The organism is Streptomyces sp. NPDC001709 (assembly GCF_053596375.1).
In genome coordinates this window covers 23,811-47,806 of sequence record NZ_JBSFGB010000014.1, presented here as the reverse complement: position 1 = coordinate 47,806, position 23,996 = coordinate 23,811, and the positions used below count along the sequence as shown (strand labels likewise).

Here is a 23,996-nt window from a genome sequence, read left to right as displayed (position 1 = left end):
CTGGTGAGAGGCACTGTGTCCAGTCCCAAGAAGGCGGAAGACGCCAAGGCGGACGCACCCGCCAAGAAGAAGGCGGACAACACGGCCTCGTCCCACACGCTTCTGGAAGGGCGGCTCGGCTACCAGGTCGAGTCCGCCCTTCTGGTGCGCGCGCTGACCCACCGTTCCTACGCGTACGAGAACGGCGGTCTGCCGACGAACGAGCGGCTGGAGTTCCTCGGTGACTCCGTCCTCGGTCTCGTCGTCACGGACACGCTGTACCGCACCCACCCCGACCTGCCCGAAGGCCAGCTGGCCAAGCTGCGGGCCGCGGTGGTCAACTCGCGTGCGCTGGCGGAGGTCGGCCGTGGCCTCGACCTGGGCTCCTTCATCCGGCTCGGCCGCGGTGAAGAGGGCACGGGCGGCCGGGACAAGGCGTCCATCCTGGCCGACACCCTGGAAGCGGTGATCGGCGCGGTCTATCTCGATCAGGGCCTCGACTCGGCGTCCGAGCTGGTGCACCGGCTCTTCGACCCGCTGATCGAGAAGTCCTCGAACCTCGGTGCCGGCCTGGACTGGAAGACCAGTCTCCAGGAGCTGACCGCGACGGAGGGTCTCGGCGTGCCCGAGTACCTGGTCACGGAGACCGGCCCCGACCACGAGAAGACCTTCACTGCTGCCGCCCGCGTCGGAGGCGTCTCGTACGGCACCGGCACCGGCCGCAGCAAGAAGGAGGCGGAGCAGCAGGCCGCCGAGTCCGCCTGGCGGGCCATCAAGGCCGCGGCGGACGAGCGCGCCAAGGCGGCCAAGGCGGCCAAGCAGGCCGCCGAGGAGGCCGAGGAAGCCGTGCAGGACGGCGAGTCGTCGTCCGCTCCCGCCTGACCCACAGCAGTACGAGCGCCCGCCCCGCCGTTCCCGGCGGGGCGGGCGCTCGGCTCGTCCACCGCTGCACACGCTCGTCCACGCTCTGTACGGGGGTCCCGATGCCCGAGTTGCCCGAGGTCGAGGTCGTCCGGCGCGGCCTGGAGCGCTGGGTCGCCCACCGCACCGTCGCCGAGGTCGAGGTGCTGCACCCGCGTGCCGTACGCCGGCACATCGCGGGCGCCGACGACTTCGCGCACCGGCTCAAGGGCCACCACATCGGCACCCCCAGCCGGCGCGGCAAGTATCTGTGGCTGCCGCTGGAGGAGACGAACCAGTCGGTCCTCGCCCACCTCGGCATGAGCGGCCAGCTGCTGGTGCAGCCGCACGAGACCCCGGACGAGAAGCACCTGCGCATCCGGGTCCGGTTCGCCGACGGCCTCGGCACCGAGCTGCGTTTCGTCGACCAACGCACCTTCGGCGGGCTGTCGTTGCACGACAACACCCCCGAGGGGCTGCCCGACGTCATCGCGCACATCGCCCGCGACCCCCTCGATCCGCTGTTCGACGACGAGGCCTTCCACCAGGCGCTGCGCCGCAAGCGGACCACCATCAAACGGGCCCTGCTGGACCAGTCGCTGATCAGCGGTGTCGGCAACATCTACGCGGACGAGGCGCTGTGGCGCGCCCGCATCCACTACGAACGCCCCACGGCGAACTTCACCCGCCCGGTCACGACCGAACTCCTCGGACACATCCGGGACGTGATGAACGCGGCCCTCGCCGTCGGCGGCACCAGCTTCGACAGCCTGTACGTCAACGTCAACGGCGAGTCGGGCTACTTCGACCGGTCGCTGGACGCGTACGGCCGCGAGGGCCTGCCCTGCAAGCGGTGCGGCACGCCCATGCGCCGGCGTCCCTGGATGAACCGCTCCAGCTACTTCTGCCCGAAGTGTCAGAGGGCGCCGCGCGTCTCGTCGTAACGCGCGCGTGCCGCGAGTACGTCGTCCATGGCGCCCTCCACGCAGTGGATGAGCGCCAGCAGCCGCTCGGCCACCTGACGGCCCAGGGGAGTCAGTTCGTAGTCCACGCGGGGCGGGTTCGTCGGCTGGGCCTCGCGGTGCACCAGTCCGTCGCGCTCCAGCGCGTGCAGCGTCTGGGACAGCATCTTCTCGCTCACCCCGTCGACGCGGCGGCGCAGCTCGTTGAAGCGCAGCGAGCCCTCGTACAGCGCGCCGAGCGTCAGTCCGCCCCAGCGGCCCGTGACGTGCTCCAGTGTGCCGCGGGACGGGCAGGCCTTGGCGAAGACGTTGTAGGCGAGGTCGTCGCAGGCGAGGTCCTCGTGCTCCTGGGCGGTGGCGGTCATGACACCAAGAGTACGCGGCTACAGCGCTAACCACTAGGTTGCACTAACTAGAAGTTAGTGCTTTCCTGGGGTCACCGCTTTCGAGCTGCCCATTCGAGGAGTCCCCGTGACCACGCCTGTCGTTTCCATCGCCTACCACTCCGGTTTCGGCCACACCGCCGTCCTCGCCGAGGCCGTCCGCACCGGTGCCGTCGGCGCGGGTGCCGAGGTGCACCTGATCAAGGTCGACGAGATCACCGACGAGCAGTGGGAGACGCTGGACCGCTCCGACGCGATCGTCTTCGGCTCGCCCACCTACATGGGCACCGCCTCCGGCGCCTTCCACGTCTTCGCCGAGGCGACCTCCAAGCGCTGGTTCGGCCAGGACTGGAAGGACAAGCTGGCCGCCGGCTTCACCAACTCGGCCTCCAAGAGCGGCGACAAGCTGCACACCCTGCAGTTCTTCCAGACGCTCGCCGCCCAGCACGGCATGACCTGGGTCAACCTCGGCCTGCACCCGGGCTGGAACGCCAGCACCGCCTCCGAGAACGACCTCAACCGCCTCGGCTTCTTCTCCGGCGCTGCCGCCCAGAGCAACAACGACCAGGGGCCCGAGGGCGTGCACAAGGCGGACATAGCCACGGCCGAGCACCTGGGCCGGCGCATCGCGGAGACGGCGCAGGTGTTCGCGCGGGGGCGGGTCGCCGCACCGGCTCAGTGACGGCTCCGGGCCCGCCGGGCGTTCGTCGGCGAGACCCTCAGTACCCGAAGTCCTGAGTCCACCAGGGCCCGCCCGGGCCGAAGTGGACACCGACGCCGAGGGTCTTGAAGTCGCAGTTCAGGATGTTGGCGCGGTGGCCGGGGCTGTTCATCCAGGCCTCCATCACGGCCGCCGCGTCGGCCTGGCCGCGGGCGATGTTCTCGCCGCCGAGGTCGGTGATGCCGGCCGCCGCGGCCCGGTCCCACGGCGACTTGCCGTCCGGGTCGGTGTGGTCGAAGAAGCCCCGCGCCGCCATGTCGTCGCTGAACGACCCGGCCAGCTTGCCCAGCGAGGAGTTCGCCGCCAGCGGGCTGCACCCGACCTTCGCCCGCTCCTGGTTGACGAGCGTGAGCACCTGCGCCGCGGCGGAGTTCTCCTTCGACACCGCCATCGGTGCGGAACCCGCCTTCGGCGCCTTGCTCGCCGCACGCGACGCGGAGCCGTGCGGTGTGCCGGACGGTGTCGCCCGCGGCGACGGCTTCTCGGCCGCCGTCTTCGACGGGGTGGGCGTGGGGGAGGCCGACGCCGACGCCGATGCCGACGCCGTCGGGGAGGCGGAGGGGCTCGGGGGCTCCGGGCGCGTGGTGTCCCGGCTGGCGCTCGTGCCGCCCTGGCGGCTGTCGCCACCGCCCGCGCCATTGCCGGCGCTGCCCGAGGTGCCGCCCTGCTCGGCGGCCGTGTTGCTCGGCGTGCCCGCCGCCTGCAGCTGCTCGCCGCCGGTGGCGTGCGTATCGCCGCCCAGCTTGTAGTTCTGCAGACCGGGCACCACGCCGGTCGCCACCGCGGCCGTACCCAGGGCGACCGCGGCGGACACCCCGAGCAGGCCCGCGCGCACCGGCCTCGGGCCCTTCCTGCGGCGCCGGCGGCCGCGGGAGGAGTCGCCGGCGGGGGTGAAACCGCCGCCCGCGCTGCCGCCCGGTCCGCCGTCCTCCGCCGCGAACAGGTAGGCGTGGGCCTTGGCGGTCGCGTCGGCGTAGGCCATCGGGCTGTGGCCGGTCGACCTGCTGTAGGCCTCCGGGTTCAGATACGGCGCGATGCCCCGGGGCGCCTGCCAGGGGATCAGCTCGCCCGCGTACGAGTTCCTGAGCTCCAGCTCACTCCCGTGCGCGTTCCGCCTGGGGACCGGCTCGCCCGCGTACGAGTCCTGGGGTTCCGCGCCACCGGTGGTCCCGGTGCTGGAGCGCTGCGCGCGTATGCCCCCCGTGGCGCGGCCCCTGGCGGCGCGGCCGGCGGCGGAGCGTCGGTGGCGTCCCATGTCCTTGCCCTCTTCCTCGTCCTCGCGGTCGACCGGTGCCTGCGCGGCGAGTGACTCCCTCTGGCCGACCCGACTCACTCGATCGAATGAGTTTCATATGAGATGCATCGGCTCGGGACGCTACCGCATGCCGCCGACGGGCGATGTGTCCCGAGCGACACCGGCCGGTTAGGTTGCACCCATGAGCGAGGAAGTGCGACTGGTCGCCTGGGTGCGCGGGCGCGTGCAAGGTGTGGGTTTTCGCTGGTTCACGCGTGCCAAGGCACTGGAGATCGGCGGCCTGAGTGGCTTTGCTCTCAATTTGGCCGACGGTCGCGTCCAGGTGGTCGCGGAAGGGGCGCGCGAGGGCTGCGAGGGGCTGCTGGACTGGCTCCAGGGCGACGACACGCCCGGACACGTCGACGGAGTCACCGAGATCTGGGACACACCCCGTGGCGGCTACGACGGCTTCGCCATCCGCTGAGCCGATTCTGTAAAGGCGCGCAGGCAGGCGCACGGGGAGCTGCCGGGGGCACATGCGGAAAGCAGAAACGACCTGGTGGTTGCCAAGAACGGCCGGGCATGGCAGGCTCCGCTGGTACAGCTGATCGCCACGCCCCGAGGGCCCCGGACGAGTCGCACCGCCGCCGCTTTTCCGGCCGCGCGCCCCGGGTTGCCCGCCAATACGGGGCGTGATCGTGTTGACCGTCAAACTTTTTGGTGAGACGCTGAAAGCCCCGCGCACCTTAGCTGTTTGGCATGGAACAACAGCAGAGCAACACCCGGATGTGCCAAGCACCGCGGGTGCGAATCCCTCACGACCCACACCGCATCGGTCGGTCACTCAGTGTGGAGGACCATCCATCATGGCAAAGGCGCTTCTCGGTTACGTCGGCGGCTCCGACCCTCGACTCCTCGCCGAGATGCGACGGCTGCAGCAGCGCGTCCAGGACCTGGAATCCGAGCTCGTACGCATCCAGGCCGAGAACGAAGCGCTGACGGCTGCCGCCTCTCAGGACAGGATCATGGAGAGCATCGACGCACACCAGGCGGAGCCTGCGCTCACCTGATCACTGCATCAGCTCCACAACAGCAGTCGCAGCGATCGGGCTGCCGTATCAACCGCATCAGTTGATCAGGCGGCCGAAACCCGGTCGTCAGAGTTTGCAAGGGACGCTTCGGCGTCCCTTCTTTCTGTGCTCCGCGCATCCTTTCACTGTCTTTAACGTACGGTGTGCCCTGCATGTTCAATGGCGAAACCGCGCGGTTGCGAGGGTTCATGGAGTGGGATAGCGGCGCCCGGTAGAGTCCAGCGGCGTGCACCTCAAGGCCCTGACCCTGCGCGGGTTCAAGTCGTTCGCCTCGGCGACCACGCTCCGGTTCGAACCGGGTATCACGTGTGTCGTCGGACCGAACGGCTCGGGCAAGTCCAATGTCGTGGACGCGCTCAGCTGGGTCATGGGCGAACAGGGTGCCAAGTCGCTGCGCGGCGGCAAGATGGAGGACGTCATCTTCGCCGGCACCACCGGCCGCCCCCCGCTGGGCCGCGCCGAGGTGTCCCTGACCATCGACAACTCCGACGGCGCGCTGCCCATCGAGTACGCCGAGGTCACCATCACGCGGATCATGTTCCGCAACGGCGGCAGCGAGTACCAGATCAACGGCGACACCTGTCGTCTTCTGGACATCCAGGAACTCCTGTCCGACTCCGGCATCGGCCGCGAGATGCACGTCATCGTCGGTCAGGGCCAGCTCGACTCCGTCCTGCACGCCGATCCCATGGGCCGCCGTGCCTTCATCGAAGAGGCGGCCGGCGTCCTCAAGCACCGCAAGCGCAAGGAGAAGGCCCTGCGCAAGCTGGACGCGATGCAGGCCAACCTCGCGCGCGTGCAGGACCTCACGGACGAACTGCGCCGCCAGCTCAAGCCCCTGGGCCGCCAGGCGGCGGTCGCGCGCCGGGCCGCGGTGATCCAGGCGGATCTACGGGACGCACGCCTGCGCCTGCTGGCCGACGACCTCGTACGACTGCGCGAGGCGCTCAAGACCGAGGTCGCGGACGAGGCGGCCCTGAAGGAACGCAAGGAGGCGGCCGAGCAGGAGCTGAAGAGGGCCCAGCACCGCGAGGCCCTGCTGGAGGATGAGGTACGGCAGCTCACGCCCCGCCTCCAGCGCGCCCAGCAGACCTGGTACGAGCTGTCCCAGCTGGCCGAACGCGTCCGCGGCACGATCTCGCTGGCCGACGCCCGGGTGAAGAGCGCCACCTCCGCCTCCCCCGAGGAGCGGCGCGGCCGTGACCCCGAGGACCTGGAGCGCGAGGCCGCCCGCATCCGCGAACAGGAGGCCGAGCTGGAGGCGGCGCTGGAGGCGGCCCAGCACGCCCTCGACGACACCGTCGCCCACCGTGCCGAGCTGGAGCGCGAACTGGCGGTGGAGGAACGCCGCCTGAAGGACGTGGCCCGCGCCATCGCCGACCGCCGCGAGGGCCTGGCCCGTCTGACCGGGCAGGTCAACGCGGCCCGCTCGCGCGCGGCCTCCGCCCAGGCCGAGATCGACCGCCTGGCCACGGCCCGCGACGAGGCCCAGGACCGCGCGGTGCACGCCCAGGAGGAGTACGAGGCACTGAAGAGCGAGGTCGACGGCCTCGACGCCGACGACGCGGACCTGGCCGAGCGGCACGAGGCGGCGGGGCGGCAGCTCGCCGCGGCCGAGGCCGCCCTGAGCACGGCCCGCGAGGCACTCACCACCGCCGAGCGCACCCGAGCGGCGACCCAGGCCCGCCACGAGGCGCTGGCGCTGGGCCTCAGGCGGAAGGACGGCACCGGGATACTGCTCGGCGCCCGCGACCGTCTCACCGGAGTCCTCGGCCCGGCGGCAGAACTGCTGACGATCACCCCGGGCTACGAGGTCCCGCTGGCGGCGGCTTTCGGGGCGGCGGCGGACGCGATCGCCGTGGCGACTCCCGCATCGGCGGCGGAGGCAATCAGGTTCCTGCGCAAGCAGGACGGCGGCAGAGCGGCACTGTTGCTGGCTGGGGAAGCGCCCCAAAGGGGCGCGGGGAACGGCGCGACCGGCCACGACGAACCCGCAGCCGCCGAACCGCCCGTCACCACCCTCCCCGCGGAGCGCACGGCCCTTCCCGCGGAGCGCCTCGTGCACGGTCCCACCGACCTCATGCCCTCCGTCCATCGCCTCCTGCAAGGAATCGTGGTGGTCGGCACCCTGGAAGACGCCGAAGACGTGGTCTACGCGCACCCGGAACTGACCGCGGTGACCGCCGAGGGCGACGTACTCGGCGCCCACTTCGCGCACGGCGGCTCCGCCGGCGCCCCGAGCCTGCTGGAGGTGCAGGCCTCCGTGGACGAGGCCGCCGCCGAGCTGGCGGAGCTGGCCGTGCGCTGCGCGGAGCTGACCGAGGCGCAGCGGGCGGCCGCTGAACGGCGTACCCAAGCCGCCACCCTCGTAGAAGAGCTGGGAGAGCGCCGCCGGGCCGCTGACCGGGAGAAGTCGGCCGTGGCCCAGCAGCTCGGCCGGCTCGCCGGACAGGCGCGGGGTGCCGCGGGCGAGGCCGAGCGGTCGGCCGCGGCCGCTGCACGCGCGCAGGAAGCGCTGGAGAAGGCGGTAGAGGAAGCCGAGGAGCTGGCTGAGCGGCTGGCGGTCGCCGAGGAGATGCCGGTCGAGGAGGAGCCGGACACCTCCGTGCGCGACCGGCTCGCCGCCGACGGTGCCAACGCCCGGCAGACCGAGATGGAGGCCCGCCTCCAGGTCCGTACCCACGAGGAGCGGGTCAAGGGGCTCGCCGGGCGGGCCGACTCGCTCGACCGGGCCGCCCGTGCGGAACGCGAGGCACGCGCGCGTGCCGAACAGCGCCGCCTCCGGCTGCGGCACGAGGCGGCCGTCGCCGAGGCCGTCGCCTCCGGCACCCGGCAGCTGCTCGCGCACATCGAGGTGTCCCTCGCCCGCGCCGAACGGGAACGCGCCGCCGCCGAGGCCGCCAAGGCGCGGCGCGAGCAGGAGCTGACCGCCGCGCGCACCGCCGGCCGCGAACTGAAGTCGGAACTCGACAAGTTGACGGATTCGGTGCACCGCGGCGAGGTGCTCGGCGCCGAGAAGCGGCTGCGGATCGAGCAGCTGGAGACCAAGGCGCTGGAGGAGCTGGGTGTCGAGCCGGAGGGACTGGTGACCGAGTACGGCCCGCACCAGCCGGTTCCCCCGTCGCCCCCCGCCGAGGGCGAGGTACTGCCGGACGACCCCGAGCACCCGCGCAACCAGCCCAGGCTCTTCCACCGCGCTGAGCAGGAGCGGCGGCTCAAGGCCGCCGAGCGGGCGTACCAGCAGCTGGGCAAGGTCAACCCGCTGGCGCTGGAGGAGTTCGCGGCGCTGGAGGAGCGGCACAAGTTCCTCAGCGAGCAGCTGGAGGACCTGAAGAAGACCCGCGCCGACCTGCTGCAGGTGGTGAAGGAGGTCGACGAGCGCGTCGAGCAGGTCTTCACCGAGGCCTACCGGGACACGGCCCGGGAGTTCGAGGGCGTCTTCAGCAGGCTGTTCCCCGGCGGCGAGGGCCGCCTGGTGCTGACCGACCCGGACAACATGCTCACCACCGGCGTGGACGTCGAGGCGCGCCCGCCGGGCAAGAAGGTCAAGCGGCTGTCCCTGTTGTCGGGTGGCGAGCGCTCGCTGACGGCCGTCGCGCTGCTGGTGTCGATCTTCAAGGCCCGGCCGAGCCCGTTCTACGTCATGGACGAGGTCGAGGCGGCGCTGGACGACACCAACCTGCAGCGGCTGATCCGGATCATGCAGGAGCTGCAGGAGGCCTCGCAGCTGATCGTGATCACGCACCAGAAGCGCACGATGGAGGTCGCCGACGCGCTCTACGGCGTGTCCATGCAGGGTGACGGCGTGTCCAAGGTCATCTCGCAGCGTTTGCGGTAACCAGGTCACCATCTCTTCAAGAAGTGAACACAACTCCCTCGGGACTTCGCCCGGACTCTCTCGGCCTATCTCAAAACTCACAGCCGTTGAAGTATTGACTTCGAAACTTGAAGGCATAGTCTCTGCAACGTTGCTTTTACCTTCAGGTGTCACCACCTGAGAGGGCTCACCCCCACCCCGGCAGCGTTGCCGTGGCCCGAGGAGATACACGTGACCAGCACAGCGCAGGCACCTCAGTCAGGAGTCAGGACGGCTCACCCCGAGCATCTCGGGCACGTCATCTTCATCGCGGCGGCTGCCGCCATGGGCGGTTTCCTCTTCGGTTACGACAGCTCAGTGATCAACGGCGCGGTCGAGGCCATTCGCGGCAAGTACGACATCGGCTCCGCGGCCCTCGCCCAGGTCATCGCGATCGCCCTGATCGGCTGTGCCGTCGGCGCCGCGACCGCGGGCCGCATAGCCGACCGCATCGGCCGTATCCGCTGTATGCAGATCGCCGCGGTCCTCTTCACGATCAGCGCCGTCGGCTCCGCGCTGCCCTTCGCCCTGTGGGACCTGGCCCTGTGGCGGGTCGTCGGCGGCTTCGCCATCGGCATGGCCTCCGTCATCGGCCCGGCTTACATCGCCGAGGTCGCCCCGCCCGCCTACCGCGGCCGCCTCGGCTCCTTCCAGCAGGCCGCGATCGTCGTCGGCATCGCCATCTCCCAGCTGGTCAACTGGGGTCTGCTCAACGCCGCCGGCGGCGACCAGCGCGGCAAGCTGATGGGCCTGGAGGCCTGGCAGATCATGCTCGGCGTGATGGTCGTCCCGGCCGTCCTGTACGGCCTGCTGTCCTTCGCGATCCCCGAGTCCCCCCGCTTCCTGCTCTCGGTGGGCAAGCGCGACCGCGCCAAGGAGATCCTCGCCGAGGTCGAGGGCGAGCACACCGACCTGGACGCCCGCGTCGCCGAGATCGAGCACGCGATGCAGAGCGAGCACAGGTCCACCTTCAAGGACCTGCTCGGCGGCGGCTTCTTCTTCAAGCCGATCGTCTGGATCGGTATCGGCCTGTCGGTCTTCCAGCAGTTCGTCGGCATCAACGTCGCGTTCTACTACTCCTCCACCCTCTGGCAGTCGGTGGGCGTCGACCCGACGGACTCGTTCTTCTACTCCTTCACGACGTCGATCATCAACATCGTCGGCACCGTGATCGCGATGATCTTCGTGGACCGCGTCGGCCGCAAGCCGCTCGCGCTCATCGGCTCGGTCGGCATGGCCCTCGGCCTCGCCCTGGAGGCCTGGGCGTTCTCGTACCACCTGGTGGACGGCAAGCTGCCCACCACCCAGGGCTGGGTCGCCCTGATCGCCGCCCACGTGTTCGTCCTCTTCTTCGCCCTGTCGTGGGGCGTGGTGGTCTGGGTCTTCCTCGGCGAGATGTTCCCGAACAAGATCCGCGCCGCCGCCCTGGGCGTGGCCGCCTCCGCGCAGTGGATCGCCAACTGGGCCATCACCGCGAGCTTCCCGTCGCTGGCCGACTGGAGCCTGTCCGGCACGTACATCATCTACACCGTCTTCGCGGCGCTCTCCATCCCGTTCGTCCTGAAGTTCGTCAAGGAGACGAAGGGCAAGGCACTGGAGGAGATGGGCTGACCAGCCCCGTGAACTCGGGGAGAAGGGCCAAGTCCCCGCTGCCCCTCTCCCCGTACCTTCCGCCGCCCCCGGCCCGGCCACTGCCCGGTCCGGGGGCGGCGGTGTCGTACGCGCCGGTCACCAGAGCCGGTGACGAGAGCCGGTCACCAGATGGCGGCTCGCGATCCCGTCACCGGATATCGCCGCAGGTCAGTCACCCAGTGCCGGAATCACCCGCTCCGTGAACAGCCGCAGGCTCCGCCACCCCTCCTCGATCGGCATTCCGCCCACCAGCGGGTGCAGGACCAGGCTGTCCAGCCCGGCGCCCGCGCACTGCTCCGGTGCGAGGACGCGGTACACGCCCTCCGCGCGCAGCTCCGCCACCGTCGTGGCCGCCGACCGCACCGCCGAGCGGATCTGCCCCGACTGCCAGGAGGCGTATGTCCGCGCCTCGTGCAGGAAGTGCTCGCCGTACTCCGCCCACGTCCGGTCCGGGTCCTCGGAGATGTGCAGCAGGGGCGTCTCGGCCGCGGGCATCATGACCCAGCCCTCGGTGCCGTACTCGGCGAGCTTCTCCTTGTAGTAGGACTCCAGTTCCGGCAGATGTGCGCTCGGGAAGAAGGGCAGGCCGAGCCGGGCGGCCCGGCGGGCGGCGGCCTTCGAGGAGCCGCCGACCAGCAGCAGGGGGTGCGGGTCGGTGAACGGGCGCGGGGTGAGCCGTACCGTACGGCCCCGGTATGCGAACTCCTCGCCGGACCACGCCTTCAGCAGGGTCCGAAGCAGCTCGTCCTGGAGCCGGCCCCGGCGCTGCCAGTCCACGTCGAACAGCGCGTACTCCTCGGGCCGGTAGCCGATCCCGGCCACCGTCACCAGCCGCCCGCCGCTCAGCAGGTCCAGTACGGCGATCTCCTCGGCCAGCCGCAGCGGATCGTGCAGCGGGCCGATCACCGCCGACACCGTCACCGCGATGGTCCGGGTCGCCCCGAACACCGCGCCGGCGAAGGCGAACGGCGACGGCAGCCAGTTGTTGTCCGCGCCGTGGTGCTCCTCGGTCTGCACGGTGGTGACCCCGTGCTCGTCCGCGTACGCGGCCATCTCCAGGGCGGCCCGGTAGCGGGCGGAGAGGGCGGCGGGGGAGGCGCCGGGAGCGACGAGGTTGAAACGGACGACCGTGACGGGCATGGGAAGTCCCCCTCCGGTGCGATGCGGTGGAGGGGGACGGTAGCTGACGCAGCGTCAGATGGCTATGGAGGAAGGGAGGGTAGGGTCGCGGGATGACCGAAGCCGTGCCCACCGATCCGCAGGCGGAAGCCGACCGGGGCCGGGTTGCCCTGTGGCTCGATCCGGACGATCTGCGGTGGCTCGCCCGCCACAGCTGTTGTCCCGAGGACGCCGACCAGGAGGCGAAGGACCGCTGCTCCCGCCTCCGCTTCCGCGCGAGCGCTGCCCTGCACAAGGGCGGCCCGGCCGGCTGACGACCGTCAGGCGTCGACGGTCGCGGGCTCCTCGACCGGCTCGGTGGCCTCCGCCGGGCGGACCACCGCCGGCTTCGGCAGCGCCAGGTACAGCAGGCCGGAGATCACGATCGTGGCGACCCAGCCGAGGCCGTACTCGCCGATGACGTTGTTCTTCGCGAGCGGGCCGGTGAACCAGTCCGAGGTGGTGAACATCAGGCCGGAGACCAGGCCGATCGCCCAGGCGGCCACGGCCGCGGGGGAGAAGCCGCCCTTGTACCAGTAGGCGCTGGCGCGGGTGGTGTCGGTCATCGCCGCGCCGTCGTACTCCGTGCGGCGCAGCATGTCCGCGCCGAACACGCCGACCCAGGCGGAGAAGGCGACCGCCAGCAGCGACAGGAAGGCGATGAACGAGCCCATGAAGCTCGTCGCGACCAGCATCAGCACCCCGCCGAAGAGCAGCGAGATCACGGCGTTCACCGAGACCGCCCAGTGGCGCGGCACCTTGAAGCCGAGGGTCTGCGCGGTGAAGCCCGCGGAGTACATCGACATCGAGTTGATCAGCAGCATGCCGATCAGCGCGATGAACAGGTACGGCACCGCGATCCACGTCGGCAGGATCTCGCCGAGGAAGGACACCGGGTCGGTGGCCGAGGCCAGGTCCGGAGTGGACACCGCCATCACCGCGCCCATCAGGACCATGGGCAGCACGACGATGCCGGCGCCGCCGACCGCCGTACCCACGATCGCCTTCGAGGACGCCGTGCGCGGCAGATAGCGGGTGAAGTCCGGCGCGGTCGGGATCCAGCTGACACCGCCCGCCGCGATCATGCCCACACCGGTGATCACCGCGGCCGTGGAACCGCCGCCGTGGTGCACCACCTTCGACCAGTTCGTGTTCGCCACCAGGTAGACCAGGACCAGCACCGAGAAGACGCCGAAGAGGTACGTCGCGTACTTGTTGCACTTCTGTACGGCGTGGATGCCGAGCCCGGAGATCGCGAAGGTCGCGACCACGAACACCAGCAGCATCACCATGTCCAGCACGCTGTTGGCCTTGAGGCCGAACAGGATGTCCAGGATGGTGAGCATCGCGTAGGCGCCGGTGACCGCGTTGATCGTCTCCCAGCCCCAGCGCGCGACCCAGATCAGCGAACCGGGCAGCAGATTGCCCCGCTGGCCGAAGACCGCGCGCGACAGCGCCATGCCGGGTGCGCCGCCCCGCTTGCCGGCGATGCCGATCAGCCCGACCAGGCCGTACGACACGACCGGCGCGGCCACCGCGACGACGAGCGCCTGCCAGATGTCCAGGTGGTATGCGACGACGAGGCTCGCGCCCATCGTCAGCAGCAACACGCTGATGTTGGCGCCGACCCAGGTCGGGAACAGCTCACGGGTCTTCGCGGTGCGCTCGTGATCCGGGACCTGCTCGATGCCTCGGGTCTCGAGAGCGCCTTCGGTCTCGACGGTTTTGCTCATGAAGGAACGGCCAGACGTGGGGGGACAGGGACGATCGGACTCTACGCGCGTCAACAGAGCCGCCACCATCGTACTTTGCTCCGACTCCTTGCTTTAAGTGGCGTTTGTCTCTCGGAGGAAGCCACAAACAGGCTTCCCTCGTGCCCCATGGCTGATACTGGACGAGTTATGGAAACCGTCATCCTTGCTGTAGTCATCGCCGTAGTCGTGCTCGGCGCGCTCGGCGGGCTGATCGTGGGTAGCCGGCGCCGGAAGCCGCTGCCTCCGCCACCCCCGAAGACGCCCGACATCACCGCGCCCCCGGCCGAGCCGCACGTCGGCGACGAGGCCGAGACGCCGCGCGACGAACCGCGCCGGACCATCGAGGAGGTGGATCTCCCCGGCGGCCCCGCACCGGTCGCCGTGGAGGAGCCTCCCGCCCCCGTAGCGGCTCCCGAGATCGAGATCCCGGAGCCCACCGCCGGGCGGCTGGTCCGCCTGCGCGCCCGCCTCTCCCGCTCCCAGAACGCACTCGGCAAGGGCCTGCTCACGCTGCTCTCGCGCGAGCACCTGGACGACGAGACCTGGGAGGAGATCGAGGACACGCTGCTCACCGCCGACGTCGGCGTGCAGCCCACCCAGGAGCTGGTCGAGGGCCTGCGCGAGCGCGTGAAGGTGCTCGGCACCCGCACCCCCGAGGAGCTGCGCGGCCTGCTGCGCGAGGAGCTGCTCAAGCTGGTCGGCACCGACGTCGACCGCACGGTGAAGACCGAGCCCGAGGACCGCAAGCCCGGCATCGTGATGGTCGTCGGCGTCAACGGCACCGGCAAGACCACCACCACCGGCAAGCTCGCGCGCGTGCTGGTCGCCGACGGCCGTACGGTCGTGCTCGGCGCCGCCGACACCTTCCGTGCCGCCGCCGCCGACCAGCTCCAGACCTGGGGCGAGCGCGTCGGCGCCTACACCGTGCGCGGCCCGGAGGCCGGTGACCCCGCCTCCGTCGCCTTCGACGCGGTCAAGGAAGGCAAGGAGATGGGGGTCGACGTCGTCCTCATCGACACCGCCGGGCGGCTGCACACCAAGACCGGCCTCATGGACGAGCTGGGCAAGGTCAAGCGGGTCGTGGAGAAGCACGCGCCGCTGGACGAGGTGCTGCTGGTCCTGGACGCCACCACCGGCCAGAACGGTCTGGTGCAGGCCCGCGTGTTCGCGGAGGTCGTGGACATCACCGGCATCGTGCTGACCAAGCTGGACGGCACGGCCAAGGGCGGCATCGTCGTCGCGGTCCAGCGCGAGCTGGGCGTCCCGGTCAAGCTGGTCGGCCTCGGCGAGGGCGCGGACGATCTCGCGCCGTTCGAGCCGGAGGCGTTCGTGGATGCGCTGATCGGTGACTGAGGGGTCAGCCCCTTTACTGCCTGCTTCAGGAAGCGCCCGCCCCGGTCGAGGGGGTGGGCGCTTCCGGTTTTCGTGCCTGAGCCGTGGGTTTGCGTGGCCTGAGCCGTGGGCGCATCACGTGCGCGATCGGTGGGCGACGTAGGCCAGCGTCCCGAGCAGCAGACGCGCCGCCGGAGGCCGGGTCGCCGAGTCCAGCGCGGGCGGGCGCAGCCAGCGCACCGGGCCCAGGCCGCCCCGGTCGGAGGGCGGCGCGGTGATGTGCGTACCCGGGCCGAGGCCGCGCAGGTCCAGGGCCGAGGGGTCGTCCCAGCCCATGCGGTAGAGCAGCCGGGGGAGGTCGGCGGTGGCGCCGGGAGCGACGAAGAAGTGGGCGCGGCCGTCCGGGGTGGCGGTCACCGGGCCCAGCGGAAGGCCCATGCGCTCCAGGCGGACCAGGGCGCGCCGGCCGGCGGCCTCGGAGACCTCGATGACGTCGAACGCCTGGCCCACCGGCAGCATCACCGCGGCACCGGGGAACTCCGACCAGGCCTTGCTGACCTCGTCCAGCGTGGCTCCGGCCGGTACCTGGGGCGCGAAGTCCAGCGGATGCGCACCCGGTGCCGTACAGTCGGGGCGTCCGCACGAGCAGGCGCCCGCGGCGGCCCGCGCCCCCGGCACCACGTCCCAGCCCCACAGCCCGGTGAACTCGGCGACGGCGGTGCACTCCGACGAACGGCCGCGCCGGCGCGTGCCGGAGCGGATCTCGCGAATGCCGCCGATCGTGAAGCCCATGCCCCCTCCAACGGGTCCAGCGCGCCGGTGGTTACGACACGGAACGAGACGGAAGCGGAACGTAACGCTACGGCTCCGCCTTCCCTCTTCGGCATGAGGTCAAGGCGGCGCCTTGGAGCGTGTCGGGTGGCGCATCGGGGTGTGCGCGCCCCCGCTTGCATCACTCCGCCCACTTCCGGCCGTCCTATGTCAAGTGAATCGCGGACGGGCGACCGTGAGTTCATTCGAAGGGGTGGCGAATGGTGGCGTTTCATGGATCCACGTGGCTGAGCGGGTGATCGTAGGATTACTGTGAGTGTGCGAGTCCGAGAGGCATATGCATCCGTGGGTATGCCGGAGGCGAGTCGTCAGCTCGTTCGAAGGGTGAGAACCGGCGGACGGGAAGCCGTATTTACCGGCATTCTGATAGGGCTTGGCGCGCGACGGTCTCCCTCCGGGGCGACCAAGGGTCGCAACGACGACAAGTGGTCTCAGGGATGGGGGCGTTCCAGTGAGCGGCAACGGCGGTAGCGGAGCGAACGCTGACAAGCGCCCCAACGAGCTGCTCGGTTCGTGGTTCGTGCGCAGCGGCTGGTCCAAGGGCGAGCTGGCTCGGCAAGTGAACCGCCGGGCCCGCCAGTTGGGGGCCAACCACATCTCCACCGACACCTCGCGCGTGCGCCGCTGGCTGGACGGGGAGAATCCGCGCGAGCCGATCCCGCGCATCCTCTCGGAGTTGTTCTCCGAGCGCTTCGGCTGTGTGGTCTCCATCGAGGACCTCGGCCTGCGCGCCGCCCGCCAGTCGCCCTCCGTGTCCGGCGTCGACCTGCCCTGGACGGCCCCGCAGACGGTCGCCCTGCTCAGCGAGTTCTCGCGCAGCGACCTGATGCTCGCCCGGCGCGGCTTCCTCGGCACCTCCCTGGCGCTGTCCGCCGGCCCCTCCCTCATCGAGCCCATGCAGCGCTGGCTCGTCCCGAGCCCCCTCTCCCCCCTCCCCGCCGCACCCGAGCCGGTCATCGACTCGCGTCGGCCCGGCCGGCTGTCCAAGCCCGAGCTGGACCTGCTGGAGTCCACCACCCGGATGTTCCGCCAGTGGGACGCCCAGTGCGGCGGCGGCCTGCGCCGCAAGGCGGTCGTCGGCCAGCTGCACGAGGTCACGGACCTGCTCCAGGAGCCCCAGCCCGAGGCCACCACCCGCAAGCTCTTCAAGGTCGCCGCCGAACTCGCCGAACTGGCGGGCTGGATGTCGTACGACGTGGGCCTGCAGCCCACCGCGCAGAAGTACTTCGTCCTCGCCCTGCACGCGGCCAAGGAGGCCGGCGACAAGCCGCTCGGCTCGTACGTCCTGTCCAGCATGAGCCGCCAGATGATCCATCTCGGCCGGCCCGACGACGCCCTGGAGCTGATCCACCTCGCCCAGTACGGCAGCCGGGACTGCGCGAGCCCGCGCACCCAGTCCATGCTGTATGCGATGGAGGCCCGCGCCTACGCCAACATGGGTCAGCCCGGCAAGACCAAGCGCGCGGTCCGCATGGCCGAGGACACCTTCGCCGAGGCCGACGAGTGGGACGAGCCGGACCCCGACTGGATCCGCTTCTTCTCCGAGGCCGAGCTGTACGGCGAGAACTCCCACTCCTTCCGCGACCTCGCCTACGTCGCCGGACGCAGCCCGGCCTACGCCTCACTCGCCGAGCCGCTCATGCAGCGGGCGGTGGAGCTGTTCGCCAAGGATCCCGAGCACCAGCGGTCGTACGCGCTCAATCTGATCGGCAAGGCCACCGTGCACCTGCTCCAGCGCGAGCCCGACCGGAGCGCCACCTATGCCTCACAAGCCATGGACATCGCCAAGAAGGTCCGCTCCGAGCGTGTGAACACTCGTATTCGAAAGACGGTCGACACGGCCGTCAGGGACTACGGCGACCTGGCCGCCGTGGTCGACCTCACCGACCAGCTCGCCGTCGACCTGCCGGAGAACGCCGAAGCGGTCTGACCCGCTCCGGCACCCGCGCCCCGGCCGCGGCCGGTCCTCCCGAACTGCCCGACTCGGCTCCCCCATCGCCAGGTCATCGGGAGGCCCGCCGCGGCCGGCCTGTGTCCCCGGCAGGATCCCCCGGGGCAGGTTGCGTCACGATAACGATCGGCGCGGCCGAGATCCGGCAGTTCATGGACGCGTAACACGCCAGGCGTCTTCGTCACCCCGGCGAAACAACGAGGGGCTCCCACCGAAACCGCGCTGCGCCAATCTCATGGCGCATAACCGGCCCACACCCCCCGACCCGCCGGACCGCCCAGGCACCGCCCGCACGGGGCCGTACCAACCGACGAGGAGACGCCGATGGCACCAGCCATCACGCTTGCCGCGGAGGCACCCAAGCTTTCCTCCGCGAACACAGGCTTCATGCTCATTGCTTCCGCCCTGGTGCTGATCATGACGCCGGGTCTCGCCTTCTTCTACGGAGGCATGGTCCGCGTCAAGAGCACCCTGAACATGCTGATGATGAGCTTCATCAGCATGGGCATCGTCACCATTCTGTGGGTGCTCTACGGCTTCTCCCTCGCCTTCGGTACGGACAACAGCCTCATCGGCTGGGACTCCGACTGGTTCGGCCTCCGCAAGATCGGTCTGACGGAGCTGTGGCCCGGCTACAGCATCCCGATCTTCGTGTTCATGGTCTTCCAGATGATGTTCGCGATCATCACGCCGGCCCTGATAAGCGGCGCCCTCGCGGACCGCGTCAAGTTCTCCGCCTGGTCGCTCTTCATCGCCCTGTGGGTCACGATCGTCTACGTCCCGGTCGCCCACTGGGTCTGGGGCGCCGACGGCTGGGCCTTCAAGCTCGGTGTGATCGACTTCGCGGGTGGTACGGCGGTCCACATCAACGCGGGTGCGGCGGCCCTCGGTGTCATCCTCGTCATCGGCAAGCGCGTCGGCTTCAAGAAGGACCCGATGCGCCCGCACAGCCTCCCGCTGGTCATGCTCGGCGCGGGCCTGCTGTGGTTCGGCTGGTTCGGCTTCAACGCGGGCTCCTGGCTCGGCAACGACGACGGCGTCGGCGCGCTGATGTTCGTCAACACGCAGGTCGCGACGGCCGCCGCGATGCTGGCCTGGCTCGCCTACGAGAAGATCCGCCACGGCGCGTTCACCACGCTGGGCGCCGCCTCCGGCGCGGTCGCCGGTCTGGTCGCGATCACCCCGTCCGGCGGTGCGGTCTCCCCGCTCGGCGCGATCGCCGTCGGCGCCATCGCCGGTGTCGCCTGCGCCGCGGCCGTAGGCCTGAAGTTCAAGTTCGGCTACGACGACTCCCTGGACGTCGTCGGCGTCCACATGGTCGGCGGCATCATCGGCTCCCTGCTGATCGGCTTCTTCGCCACCGGCAAGGGCCAGTCCACCGCGACCGGTGTCTTCTACGGCGACCACTCCTTCACCCAGCTGTGGAAGCAGTGCGCCGGTGTCGGCGCGGTCCTCGCCTACTCCCTGATCGTCTCCGCGGTCCTCGCCTTCCTGCTCGACAAGACGATCGGCATGCGGGTCACCGAGGACGAGGAGATCTCCGGCATCGACCAGGCCGAGCACGCCGAGACCGCCTACGACTTCAGCGGCGCCGGCGGCGGCGTCATCGGCTCCGCCGCCCACGCCCCGTCCCTGGCCGCCACGCAGACCAAGAAGGTGGACGCATGAAGCTCATCACCGCCGTCGTCAAGCCCCACCGGCTGGACGAGATCAAGGAAGCGCTTCAGGCGTTCGGCGTGCACGGCCTGACGGTCACCGAGGCCAGCGGTTACGGTCGTCAGCGGGGCCACACCGAGGTCTACCGCGGTGCCGAGTACACCGTCGACCTGGTCCCCAAGATCCGCATAGAGGTCCTGGCCGAGGACGACGACGCGGAGCAGCTGATCGAGGTCATCGTCAAGGCGGCCCGCACCGGCAAGATCGGTGACGGCAAGGTCTGGTCCCTGCCGGTCGAGACCGCCGTACGGGTCCGCACCGGCGAGCGCGGGCCGGACGCGCTCTGATCACACCTTCTCAGAACGGGAGTCGCTGGGTGACGGGAACGGACGAGCGGATGGCAGAGGACTCGGGACCCAGCGGCTACGCGGCGGCCCGGCTGCGCCTCCTCACCGAGGGGGCGCGGTCCGGGCCGCCGCGCCGTGCCGCCCTCGCGGAACTGACCGACGGCTGGCTCGGCGGCCTGTTCACGGCGGCGGCCGAAGGACTCGCGGGCGTCTCCCTGGTCGCCGTCGGCGGCTACGGCCGCGGTGAGCTGTCCCCACGCAGCGACCTGGACCTCCTGCTGCTGCACGACGGCTCCGACCCGAAAGCGGTCGCCGCCCTGGCCGACCGCCTCTGGTACCCCATCTGGGACCTCGGCCTGGCCCTCGACCACTCGGTGCGCACCCCGGGGGAGGCCCGCAGGACCGCCGGGGAGGACCTGAAGGTCCACCTCGGTCTCCTGGACGCCCGCCACCTCGCCGGCGACCTCGGCCTCACCGCCGGCCTGCGTACGGCCGTCCTCGCCGACTGGCGCAACCAGGCCCCCAAGCGCCTCCCCGAACTCCAGGAACTGTGCACCGAACGTGCCGAGCGCCAGGGCGAGCTGCAGTACCTGCTGGAGCCCGACCTCAAGGAGGCCCGCGGCGGCCTGCGGGACGCCACCGCCCTGCGTGCCGTGGCCGCCTCCTGGCTCGCCGACGCACCGCGCGAGGGCCTCGCCGACGCCCGTCGGCGCCTGCTCGACGTACGGGACGCGCTGCATCTGGCGACGGGCCGCGCGACCGACCGGCTCGCGCTCCAGGAGCAGGACCAGGTGGCGGCCGAGCTGGGGCTGCTGGACGCGGACACACTGCTGCGGCAGGTCTACGAGGCGGCGCGGGTCATCTCGTACGCCAGTGACGTCACCTGGCGCGAGGTGGGGCGCGTGCTGCGTTCGCGCGCCGTCCGCCCGCGCCTGCGCGCCATGCTGGGCGGCGGCAAGCCGGTCGCGGAACGGTCGCCCTTGGCGGAGGGCGTGGTCGAGCAGGACGGCGAGGTGGTGCTCGCCCGTGCCGCGCGCCCCGAGCGCGACCCCGTCCTCCCCCTGCGCGCCGCGGCCGCCGCCGCGCAGGCCGGCCTGCCGCTCTCCCTGCACGCCGTACGGCGCATGGCCGCCCTCGCCCGCCCCCTGCCCACGCCCTGGCCCGCCGAGGGCCGCGAGCAGCTGGTCACGCTGCTCGGCTCCGGCCGCCCGACCGTCGACGTCTGGGAGGCACTGGAGGCGGAGGGCCTGATCAGCCACCTGCTGCCGGACTGGGAGCGGGTCCGCTGCCGCCCGCAGCGCAATGCCGTCCATGTGTGGACAGTCGATCGGCATCTGATCGAGACGGCCGTGCGCGCCTCCGAACTGACCCGCCGCGTCAGCCGCCCCGACCTGCTGCTGGTCGCCGCCCTGCTGCACGACATCGGCAAGGGCTGGCCCGGCGACCACTCGGTGGCCGGCGAGATCATCGCCAAGGACGTGGCCGCACGGATCGGCTTCGACCGGTCGGACGTGGCCGTGCTGTCCCTCCTGGTCCGCCACCACCTGCTGCTCATCGAGACGGCCACCCGTCGCGACCTGGACGACCCGGCCACGGTCCGCTCGGTCGCCGAGGCCGTGGGCACCCAGAGCACCCTGGAGCTGCTGCACGCGCTCACGGAGGCCGACGCCCTCGCCACCGGCCCGGCGGCCTGGTCCTCCTGGCGCGGCTCCCTCGTCGCCGACCTCGTCCGGCGGGTCTCCGCCGTGCTCGCCGGGGACGTCCCCGAGGAGCCCGAGCCGGCCGCGCCCACGGCCGAGCAGGAGCGGCTGGCGATCGAGGCGTACCGCACGGGCGGCCCGGTCCTCGCGCTGCGCGCACAGACGGAACCGGTCACCGAGCAGGAGCCGTCCGGCGAACCGCTCGGCGTGGAGCTGGTCATCGCCGTACCCGACCAGCCCGCCGTGCTCCCGGCGGTGGCCGGCGTCCTCGCGGTCCACCGCCTCACCGTCCGCACCGCGGAACTGCGCGCCCTGAGCCTGCCCGACGACGTCGACGACGGCTCGGTACTGCTGCTCAACTGGCGGGTGGCCGCCGAGTACGGCTCCCTGCCGCAGGCCTCCCGGCTGCGCGCCGACCTCGTCCGCGCCCTCGACGGCACCCTGGACATCGCCGGCCGCCTCGCCGAACGGGACGCGGCCTACCCCCGCCGGCGCGGCTGGGTCGCCCCGCCGCCCCGGGTGACCGTGGCCCCGGCGGCCTCCCACCACGCCACGGTGATCGAGGTCCGCGCCCAGGACGCCCCGGGCCTGCTGCACCGGATCGGGATGGCCCTGGAGAAGGCGGGGGTGCGGGTGCGGAGCATGCATGTGAGCACGCTGGGCTCCAACGCGGTGGACGCCTTCTACGTCACCACGGGCGCGGGGGAACCGCTGCCGGGGCAGGACGCGGCGTCGATGGCCCGGGTGCTGGAGGAGACGCTCCGGGCGTGACCCCGCGGTGCCCGCGACCCATGGGCCCCGCTCGCCGATCGCGACGGGTGGGGACTGCTGCCTTGCCGGGGCGGATACCCTGGAGGGCAGCCCACACCATCTCCGACCCCGAGGACCGACGCCACCGTGTTCGATACCCTCTCCGACCGCCTCAGCGCGACTTTCAAAAACCTCCGCGGCAAGGGCAGGTTGTCCGAGGCGGACATCGACGCCACGGCACGCGAGATCCGCATTGCGCTCCTCGAGGCCGACGTGGCGCTGCCGGTCGTCCGCACGTTCATCAAGAACGTCAAGGAGCGCGCGCTCGGCGCCGAGGTCTCGCGCGCGCTGAACCCGGCCCAGCAGGTCCTGAAGATCGTCAACGACGAGCTCGTCACCATCCTCGGCGGCGAGACCCGGCGGCTGCGCTTCGCCAAGCAGCCGCCCACCGTGATCATGCTGGCGGGTCTGCAGGGTGCCGGTAAGACCACCCTCGCGGGCAAGCTCGGCCGGTGGCTCAAGGAGCAGGGCCACTCGCCGCTCCTGGTCGCCGCCGACCTCCAGCGCCCGAACGCCGTCAACCAGCTGAGCGTCGTCGCCGAGCGCGCGGGTGTGGCGGTCTTCGCGCCCGAGCCGGGAAACGGCGTCGGCGACCCGGTGAAGGTCGCCAAGGACTCCATCGACTTCGCGAAGTCCAAGGTCCACGACATCGTGATCGTGGACACCGCCGGCCGCCTCGGTATCGACGCCGAGATGATGCAGCAGGCCGCGGACATCCGCGACGCCGTCTCCCCGGACGAGATCCTGTTCATCGTCGACGCGATGATCGGCCAGGACGCCGTCAACACCGCCGAGGCCTTCCGCGACGGCGTCGGCTTCGACGGCGTGGTGCTCTCCAAGCTCGACGGTGACGCCCGCGGTGGTGCCGCCCTGTCGATCCGGCAGATCACCGGCAAGCCGATCATGTTCGCGTCGAACGGCGAGAAGCTGGACGACTTCGACGCCTTCCACCCGGACCGGATGGCCTCCCGCATCCTCGACCTGGGTGACCTGCTCACCCTGATCGAGCAGGCGGAGAAGACCTTCAGCCAGGAAGAGGCCGCCAAGATGGCCTCGAAGCTGGCGTCCAAGAAGGGCCAGGACTTCACCCTGGACGACTTCCTGGCCCAGATGGAGCAGGTCAGGAAGATGGGCTCCATCTCCAAGCTGCTCGGCATGCTCCCGGGCATGGGCCAGATCAAGGACCAGATCCAGAACATCGACGAGCGGGACGTCGACCGCACCGCCGCGATCATCAAGTCGATGACCCCGGGCGAGCGCCAGGACCCGACGATCATCAACGGCTCGCGCCGCGCCCGTATCGCCAAGGGTTCCGGTGTCGAGGTCGGCGCGGTGAAGAACCTGGTCGAGCGGTTCTTCGAGGCCCGCAAGATGATGTCCCGCATGGCGCAGGGCGGCGGCATGCCGGGCATGCCGGGGATCCCGGGCATGGGCGGTGGCCCCGGCCGGCAGAAGAAGCAGCAGAAGAAGGCCAAGGGCAAGCAGCGCTCCGGCAACCCGATGAAGCGCAAGCAGCAGGAGCTGGAGGAGGCCCAGCGCCGCGAGGCCGCCGCGCAGGGCGGAGGCGCCTTCGGGCTGCCGCAGCAGGGCGGCCAGGACTTCGAGCTGCCGGACGAGTTCAAGAAGTTCATGGGCTGAGTCCGCCCCTGGTTTCACCGCTGCGCGTGCCGGGGGTTGGTCGTTGCCGTACCGTCCGCAT

At 71.0% G+C, this 23,996-nt stretch carries 19 protein-coding genes; 14 read left to right on the top strand and 5 right to left on the bottom strand.

Features of this window, described 5'->3' with window-relative positions; genetic code table 11:
* The first annotated feature begins 3 nt into the window (after positions 1-3).
* A complete protein-coding gene (gene rnc / locus ACWC0C_RS21325; RefSeq protein ID WP_449201422.1) occupies positions 4-861 on the top strand; it encodes a ribonuclease III in 858 nt (285 codons plus the stop codon).
* Positions 862-962: 101 nt separating this feature from the next.
* Positions 963-1,823, top strand: coding sequence for a bifunctional DNA-formamidopyrimidine glycosylase/DNA-(apurinic or apyrimidinic site) lyase (mutM, locus tag ACWC0C_RS21320; RefSeq protein ID WP_449201423.1), 861 nt, complete (start codon positions 963-965; stop codon positions 1,821-1,823).
* Here the strand turns inward: mutM and ACWC0C_RS21315 are convergent.
* Positions 1,796-2,206 (bottom strand): winged helix-turn-helix transcriptional regulator, encoded by a 411-nt coding sequence (locus tag ACWC0C_RS21315; RefSeq protein WP_450865248.1) that lies wholly within the window; start codon positions 2,204-2,206, stop codon positions 1,796-1,798. The genes mutM and ACWC0C_RS21315 overlap by 28 nt on opposite strands.
* A 106-nt stretch (positions 2,207-2,312) precedes the next feature.
* Here ACWC0C_RS21315 and ACWC0C_RS21310 point away from each other — a divergent pair, with 106 nt between their 5' ends.
* The gene (locus ACWC0C_RS21310; RefSeq protein ID WP_450865247.1) at positions 2,313-2,906 is read left to right on the top strand and encodes a flavodoxin family protein; all 594 of its coding nucleotides are present in this window, start codon (positions 2,313-2,315) and stop codon (positions 2,904-2,906) included.
* 37 nt (positions 2,907-2,943) lie between these two features.
* On the opposite strand, the gene ACWC0C_RS21305 is transcribed toward ACWC0C_RS21310, so the two are convergent.
* Positions 2,944-4,200: a CAP domain-containing protein gene (locus ACWC0C_RS21305; RefSeq protein WP_450865337.1), complete on the bottom strand. Its 1,257-nt coding sequence runs from the start codon at positions 4,198-4,200 to the stop codon at positions 2,944-2,946.
* 181 nt (positions 4,201-4,381) lie between these two features.
* Between ACWC0C_RS21305 and ACWC0C_RS21300 the strand changes: the two genes are divergently transcribed.
* From ACWC0C_RS21300 to ACWC0C_RS21285, 4 genes are all read left to right on the top strand, one after another.
* On the top strand, positions 4,382-4,663 hold the full coding sequence (locus ACWC0C_RS21300; protein WP_449201427.1) for an acylphosphatase: 282 nt from the start codon (positions 4,382-4,384) through the stop codon (positions 4,661-4,663).
* 382 nt (positions 4,664-5,045) lie between these two features.
* Positions 5,046-5,249: a hypothetical protein gene (locus ACWC0C_RS21295; RefSeq protein ID WP_014675251.1), complete on the top strand. Its 204-nt coding sequence runs from the start codon at positions 5,046-5,048 to the stop codon at positions 5,247-5,249.
* 247 nt (positions 5,250-5,496) lie between these two features.
* Complete coding sequence (gene smc, locus ACWC0C_RS21290; protein WP_450865246.1) at positions 5,497-9,108, top strand: chromosome segregation protein SMC; 3,612 nt, start codon at positions 5,497-5,499, stop codon at positions 9,106-9,108.
* Positions 9,109-9,318: 210 nt separating this feature from the next.
* Positions 9,319-10,737: a sugar porter family MFS transporter gene (locus tag ACWC0C_RS21285; RefSeq protein ID WP_450865245.1), complete on the top strand. Its 1,419-nt coding sequence runs from the start codon at positions 9,319-9,321 to the stop codon at positions 10,735-10,737.
* 189 nt (positions 10,738-10,926) lie between these two features.
* Here the strand turns inward: ACWC0C_RS21285 and ACWC0C_RS21280 are convergent, their stop codons facing one another.
* Positions 10,927-11,898, bottom strand: coding sequence for an LLM class flavin-dependent oxidoreductase (locus ACWC0C_RS21280; protein ID WP_450865244.1), 972 nt, complete (start codon positions 11,896-11,898; stop codon positions 10,927-10,929).
* Between the two features lie 92 nt (positions 11,899-11,990).
* On the opposite strand from ACWC0C_RS21280, the gene ACWC0C_RS21275 reads away from it, so the two are divergent.
* Complete coding sequence (locus ACWC0C_RS21275) at positions 11,991-12,191, top strand: hypothetical protein (protein WP_450865243.1); 201 nt, start codon at positions 11,991-11,993, stop codon at positions 12,189-12,191.
* 6 nt (positions 12,192-12,197) lie between these two features.
* On the opposite strand, the gene ACWC0C_RS21270 is transcribed toward ACWC0C_RS21275, so the two are convergent.
* Positions 12,198-13,649: a cytosine permease gene (locus ACWC0C_RS21270; protein ID WP_449201432.1), complete on the bottom strand. Its 1,452-nt coding sequence runs from the start codon at positions 13,647-13,649 to the stop codon at positions 12,198-12,200.
* Between the two features lie 168 nt (positions 13,650-13,817).
* Here ACWC0C_RS21270 and ftsY point away from each other — a divergent pair, with 168 nt between their 5' ends.
* On the top strand, positions 13,818-15,023 hold the full coding sequence (ftsY, locus tag ACWC0C_RS21265) for a signal recognition particle-docking protein FtsY (RefSeq protein WP_449201433.1): 1,206 nt from the start codon (positions 13,818-13,820) through the stop codon (positions 15,021-15,023).
* Between the two features lie 114 nt (positions 15,024-15,137).
* Here the strand turns inward: ftsY and ACWC0C_RS21260 are convergent, their stop codons facing one another.
* Complete coding sequence (locus ACWC0C_RS21260) at positions 15,138-15,794, bottom strand: bifunctional DNA primase/polymerase (protein ID WP_450865242.1); 657 nt, start codon at positions 15,792-15,794, stop codon at positions 15,138-15,140.
* A 490-nt stretch (positions 15,795-16,284) separates the two neighbouring features.
* Between ACWC0C_RS21260 and nsdA the strand changes: the two genes are divergently transcribed.
* From nsdA to ffh, 5 genes are all read left to right on the top strand, one after another.
* Positions 16,285-17,763, top strand: a complete 1,479-nt coding sequence (nsdA, locus tag ACWC0C_RS21255; protein WP_449200913.1) for a transcriptional repressor NsdA — start codon at positions 16,285-16,287, stop codon at positions 17,761-17,763.
* Between the two features lie 345 nt (positions 17,764-18,108).
* Complete coding sequence (locus tag ACWC0C_RS21250) at positions 18,109-19,452, top strand: ammonium transporter (RefSeq protein WP_449200914.1); 1,344 nt, start codon at positions 18,109-18,111, stop codon at positions 19,450-19,452.
* Positions 19,449-19,787, top strand: a complete 339-nt coding sequence (locus ACWC0C_RS21245; RefSeq protein ID WP_030990174.1) for a P-II family nitrogen regulator — start codon at positions 19,449-19,451, stop codon at positions 19,785-19,787. Before ACWC0C_RS21250 ends, ACWC0C_RS21245 begins: the two co-directional genes overlap by 4 nt.
* A gap of 29 nt (positions 19,788-19,816) precedes the next feature.
* Positions 19,817-22,258 (top strand): [protein-PII] uridylyltransferase, encoded by a 2,442-nt coding sequence (locus ACWC0C_RS21240; protein WP_449200915.1) that lies wholly within the window; start codon positions 19,817-19,819, stop codon positions 22,256-22,258.
* Between the two features lie 126 nt (positions 22,259-22,384).
* A complete protein-coding gene (gene ffh / locus ACWC0C_RS21235; RefSeq protein WP_449200916.1) occupies positions 22,385-23,935 on the top strand; it encodes a signal recognition particle protein in 1,551 nt (516 codons plus the stop codon).
* Positions 23,936-23,996 lie beyond the last annotated feature (61 nt).

What these genes read in the sequence shown, in the direction of transcription:
- ACWC0C_RS21245 (WP_030990174.1), top strand. Translation starts at nt 19,449, where the DNA reads ATGAAGCTCATCACCGCCGTCGTCAAGCCCCACCGGCTGGACGAGATC.
- ACWC0C_RS21315 (WP_450865248.1), bottom strand. Translation starts at nt 2,206, where the DNA reads ATGACCGCCACCGCCCAGGAGCACGAGGACCTCGCCTGCGACGACCTC.
- mutM (WP_449201423.1), top strand. Translation starts at nt 963, where the DNA reads ATGCCCGAGTTGCCCGAGGTCGAGGTCGTCCGGCGCGGCCTGGAGCGC.
- ACWC0C_RS21270 (WP_449201432.1), bottom strand. Translation starts at nt 13,649, where the DNA reads ATGAGCAAAACCGTCGAGACCGAAGGCGCTCTCGAGACCCGAGGCATC.
- ACWC0C_RS21275 (WP_450865243.1), top strand. Translation starts at nt 11,991, where the DNA reads ATGACCGAAGCCGTGCCCACCGATCCGCAGGCGGAAGCCGACCGGGGC.
- ACWC0C_RS21250 (WP_449200914.1), top strand. Translation starts at nt 18,109, where the DNA reads ATGGCACCAGCCATCACGCTTGCCGCGGAGGCACCCAAGCTTTCCTCC.
- ftsY (WP_449201433.1), top strand. Translation starts at nt 13,818, where the DNA reads ATGGAAACCGTCATCCTTGCTGTAGTCATCGCCGTAGTCGTGCTCGGC.
- ACWC0C_RS21305 (WP_450865337.1), bottom strand. Translation starts at nt 4,200, where the DNA reads ATGGGACGCCACCGACGCTCCGCCGCCGGCCGCGCCGCCAGGGGCCGC.
- ACWC0C_RS21260 (WP_450865242.1), bottom strand. Translation starts at nt 15,794, where the DNA reads ATGGGCTTCACGATCGGCGGCATTCGCGAGATCCGCTCCGGCACGCGC.
- ACWC0C_RS21295 (WP_014675251.1), top strand. Translation starts at nt 5,046, where the DNA reads ATGGCAAAGGCGCTTCTCGGTTACGTCGGCGGCTCCGACCCTCGACTC.
- ACWC0C_RS21300 (WP_449201427.1), top strand. Translation starts at nt 4,382, where the DNA reads ATGAGCGAGGAAGTGCGACTGGTCGCCTGGGTGCGCGGGCGCGTGCAA.
- ACWC0C_RS21280 (WP_450865244.1), bottom strand. Translation starts at nt 11,898, where the DNA reads ATGCCCGTCACGGTCGTCCGTTTCAACCTCGTCGCTCCCGGCGCCTCC.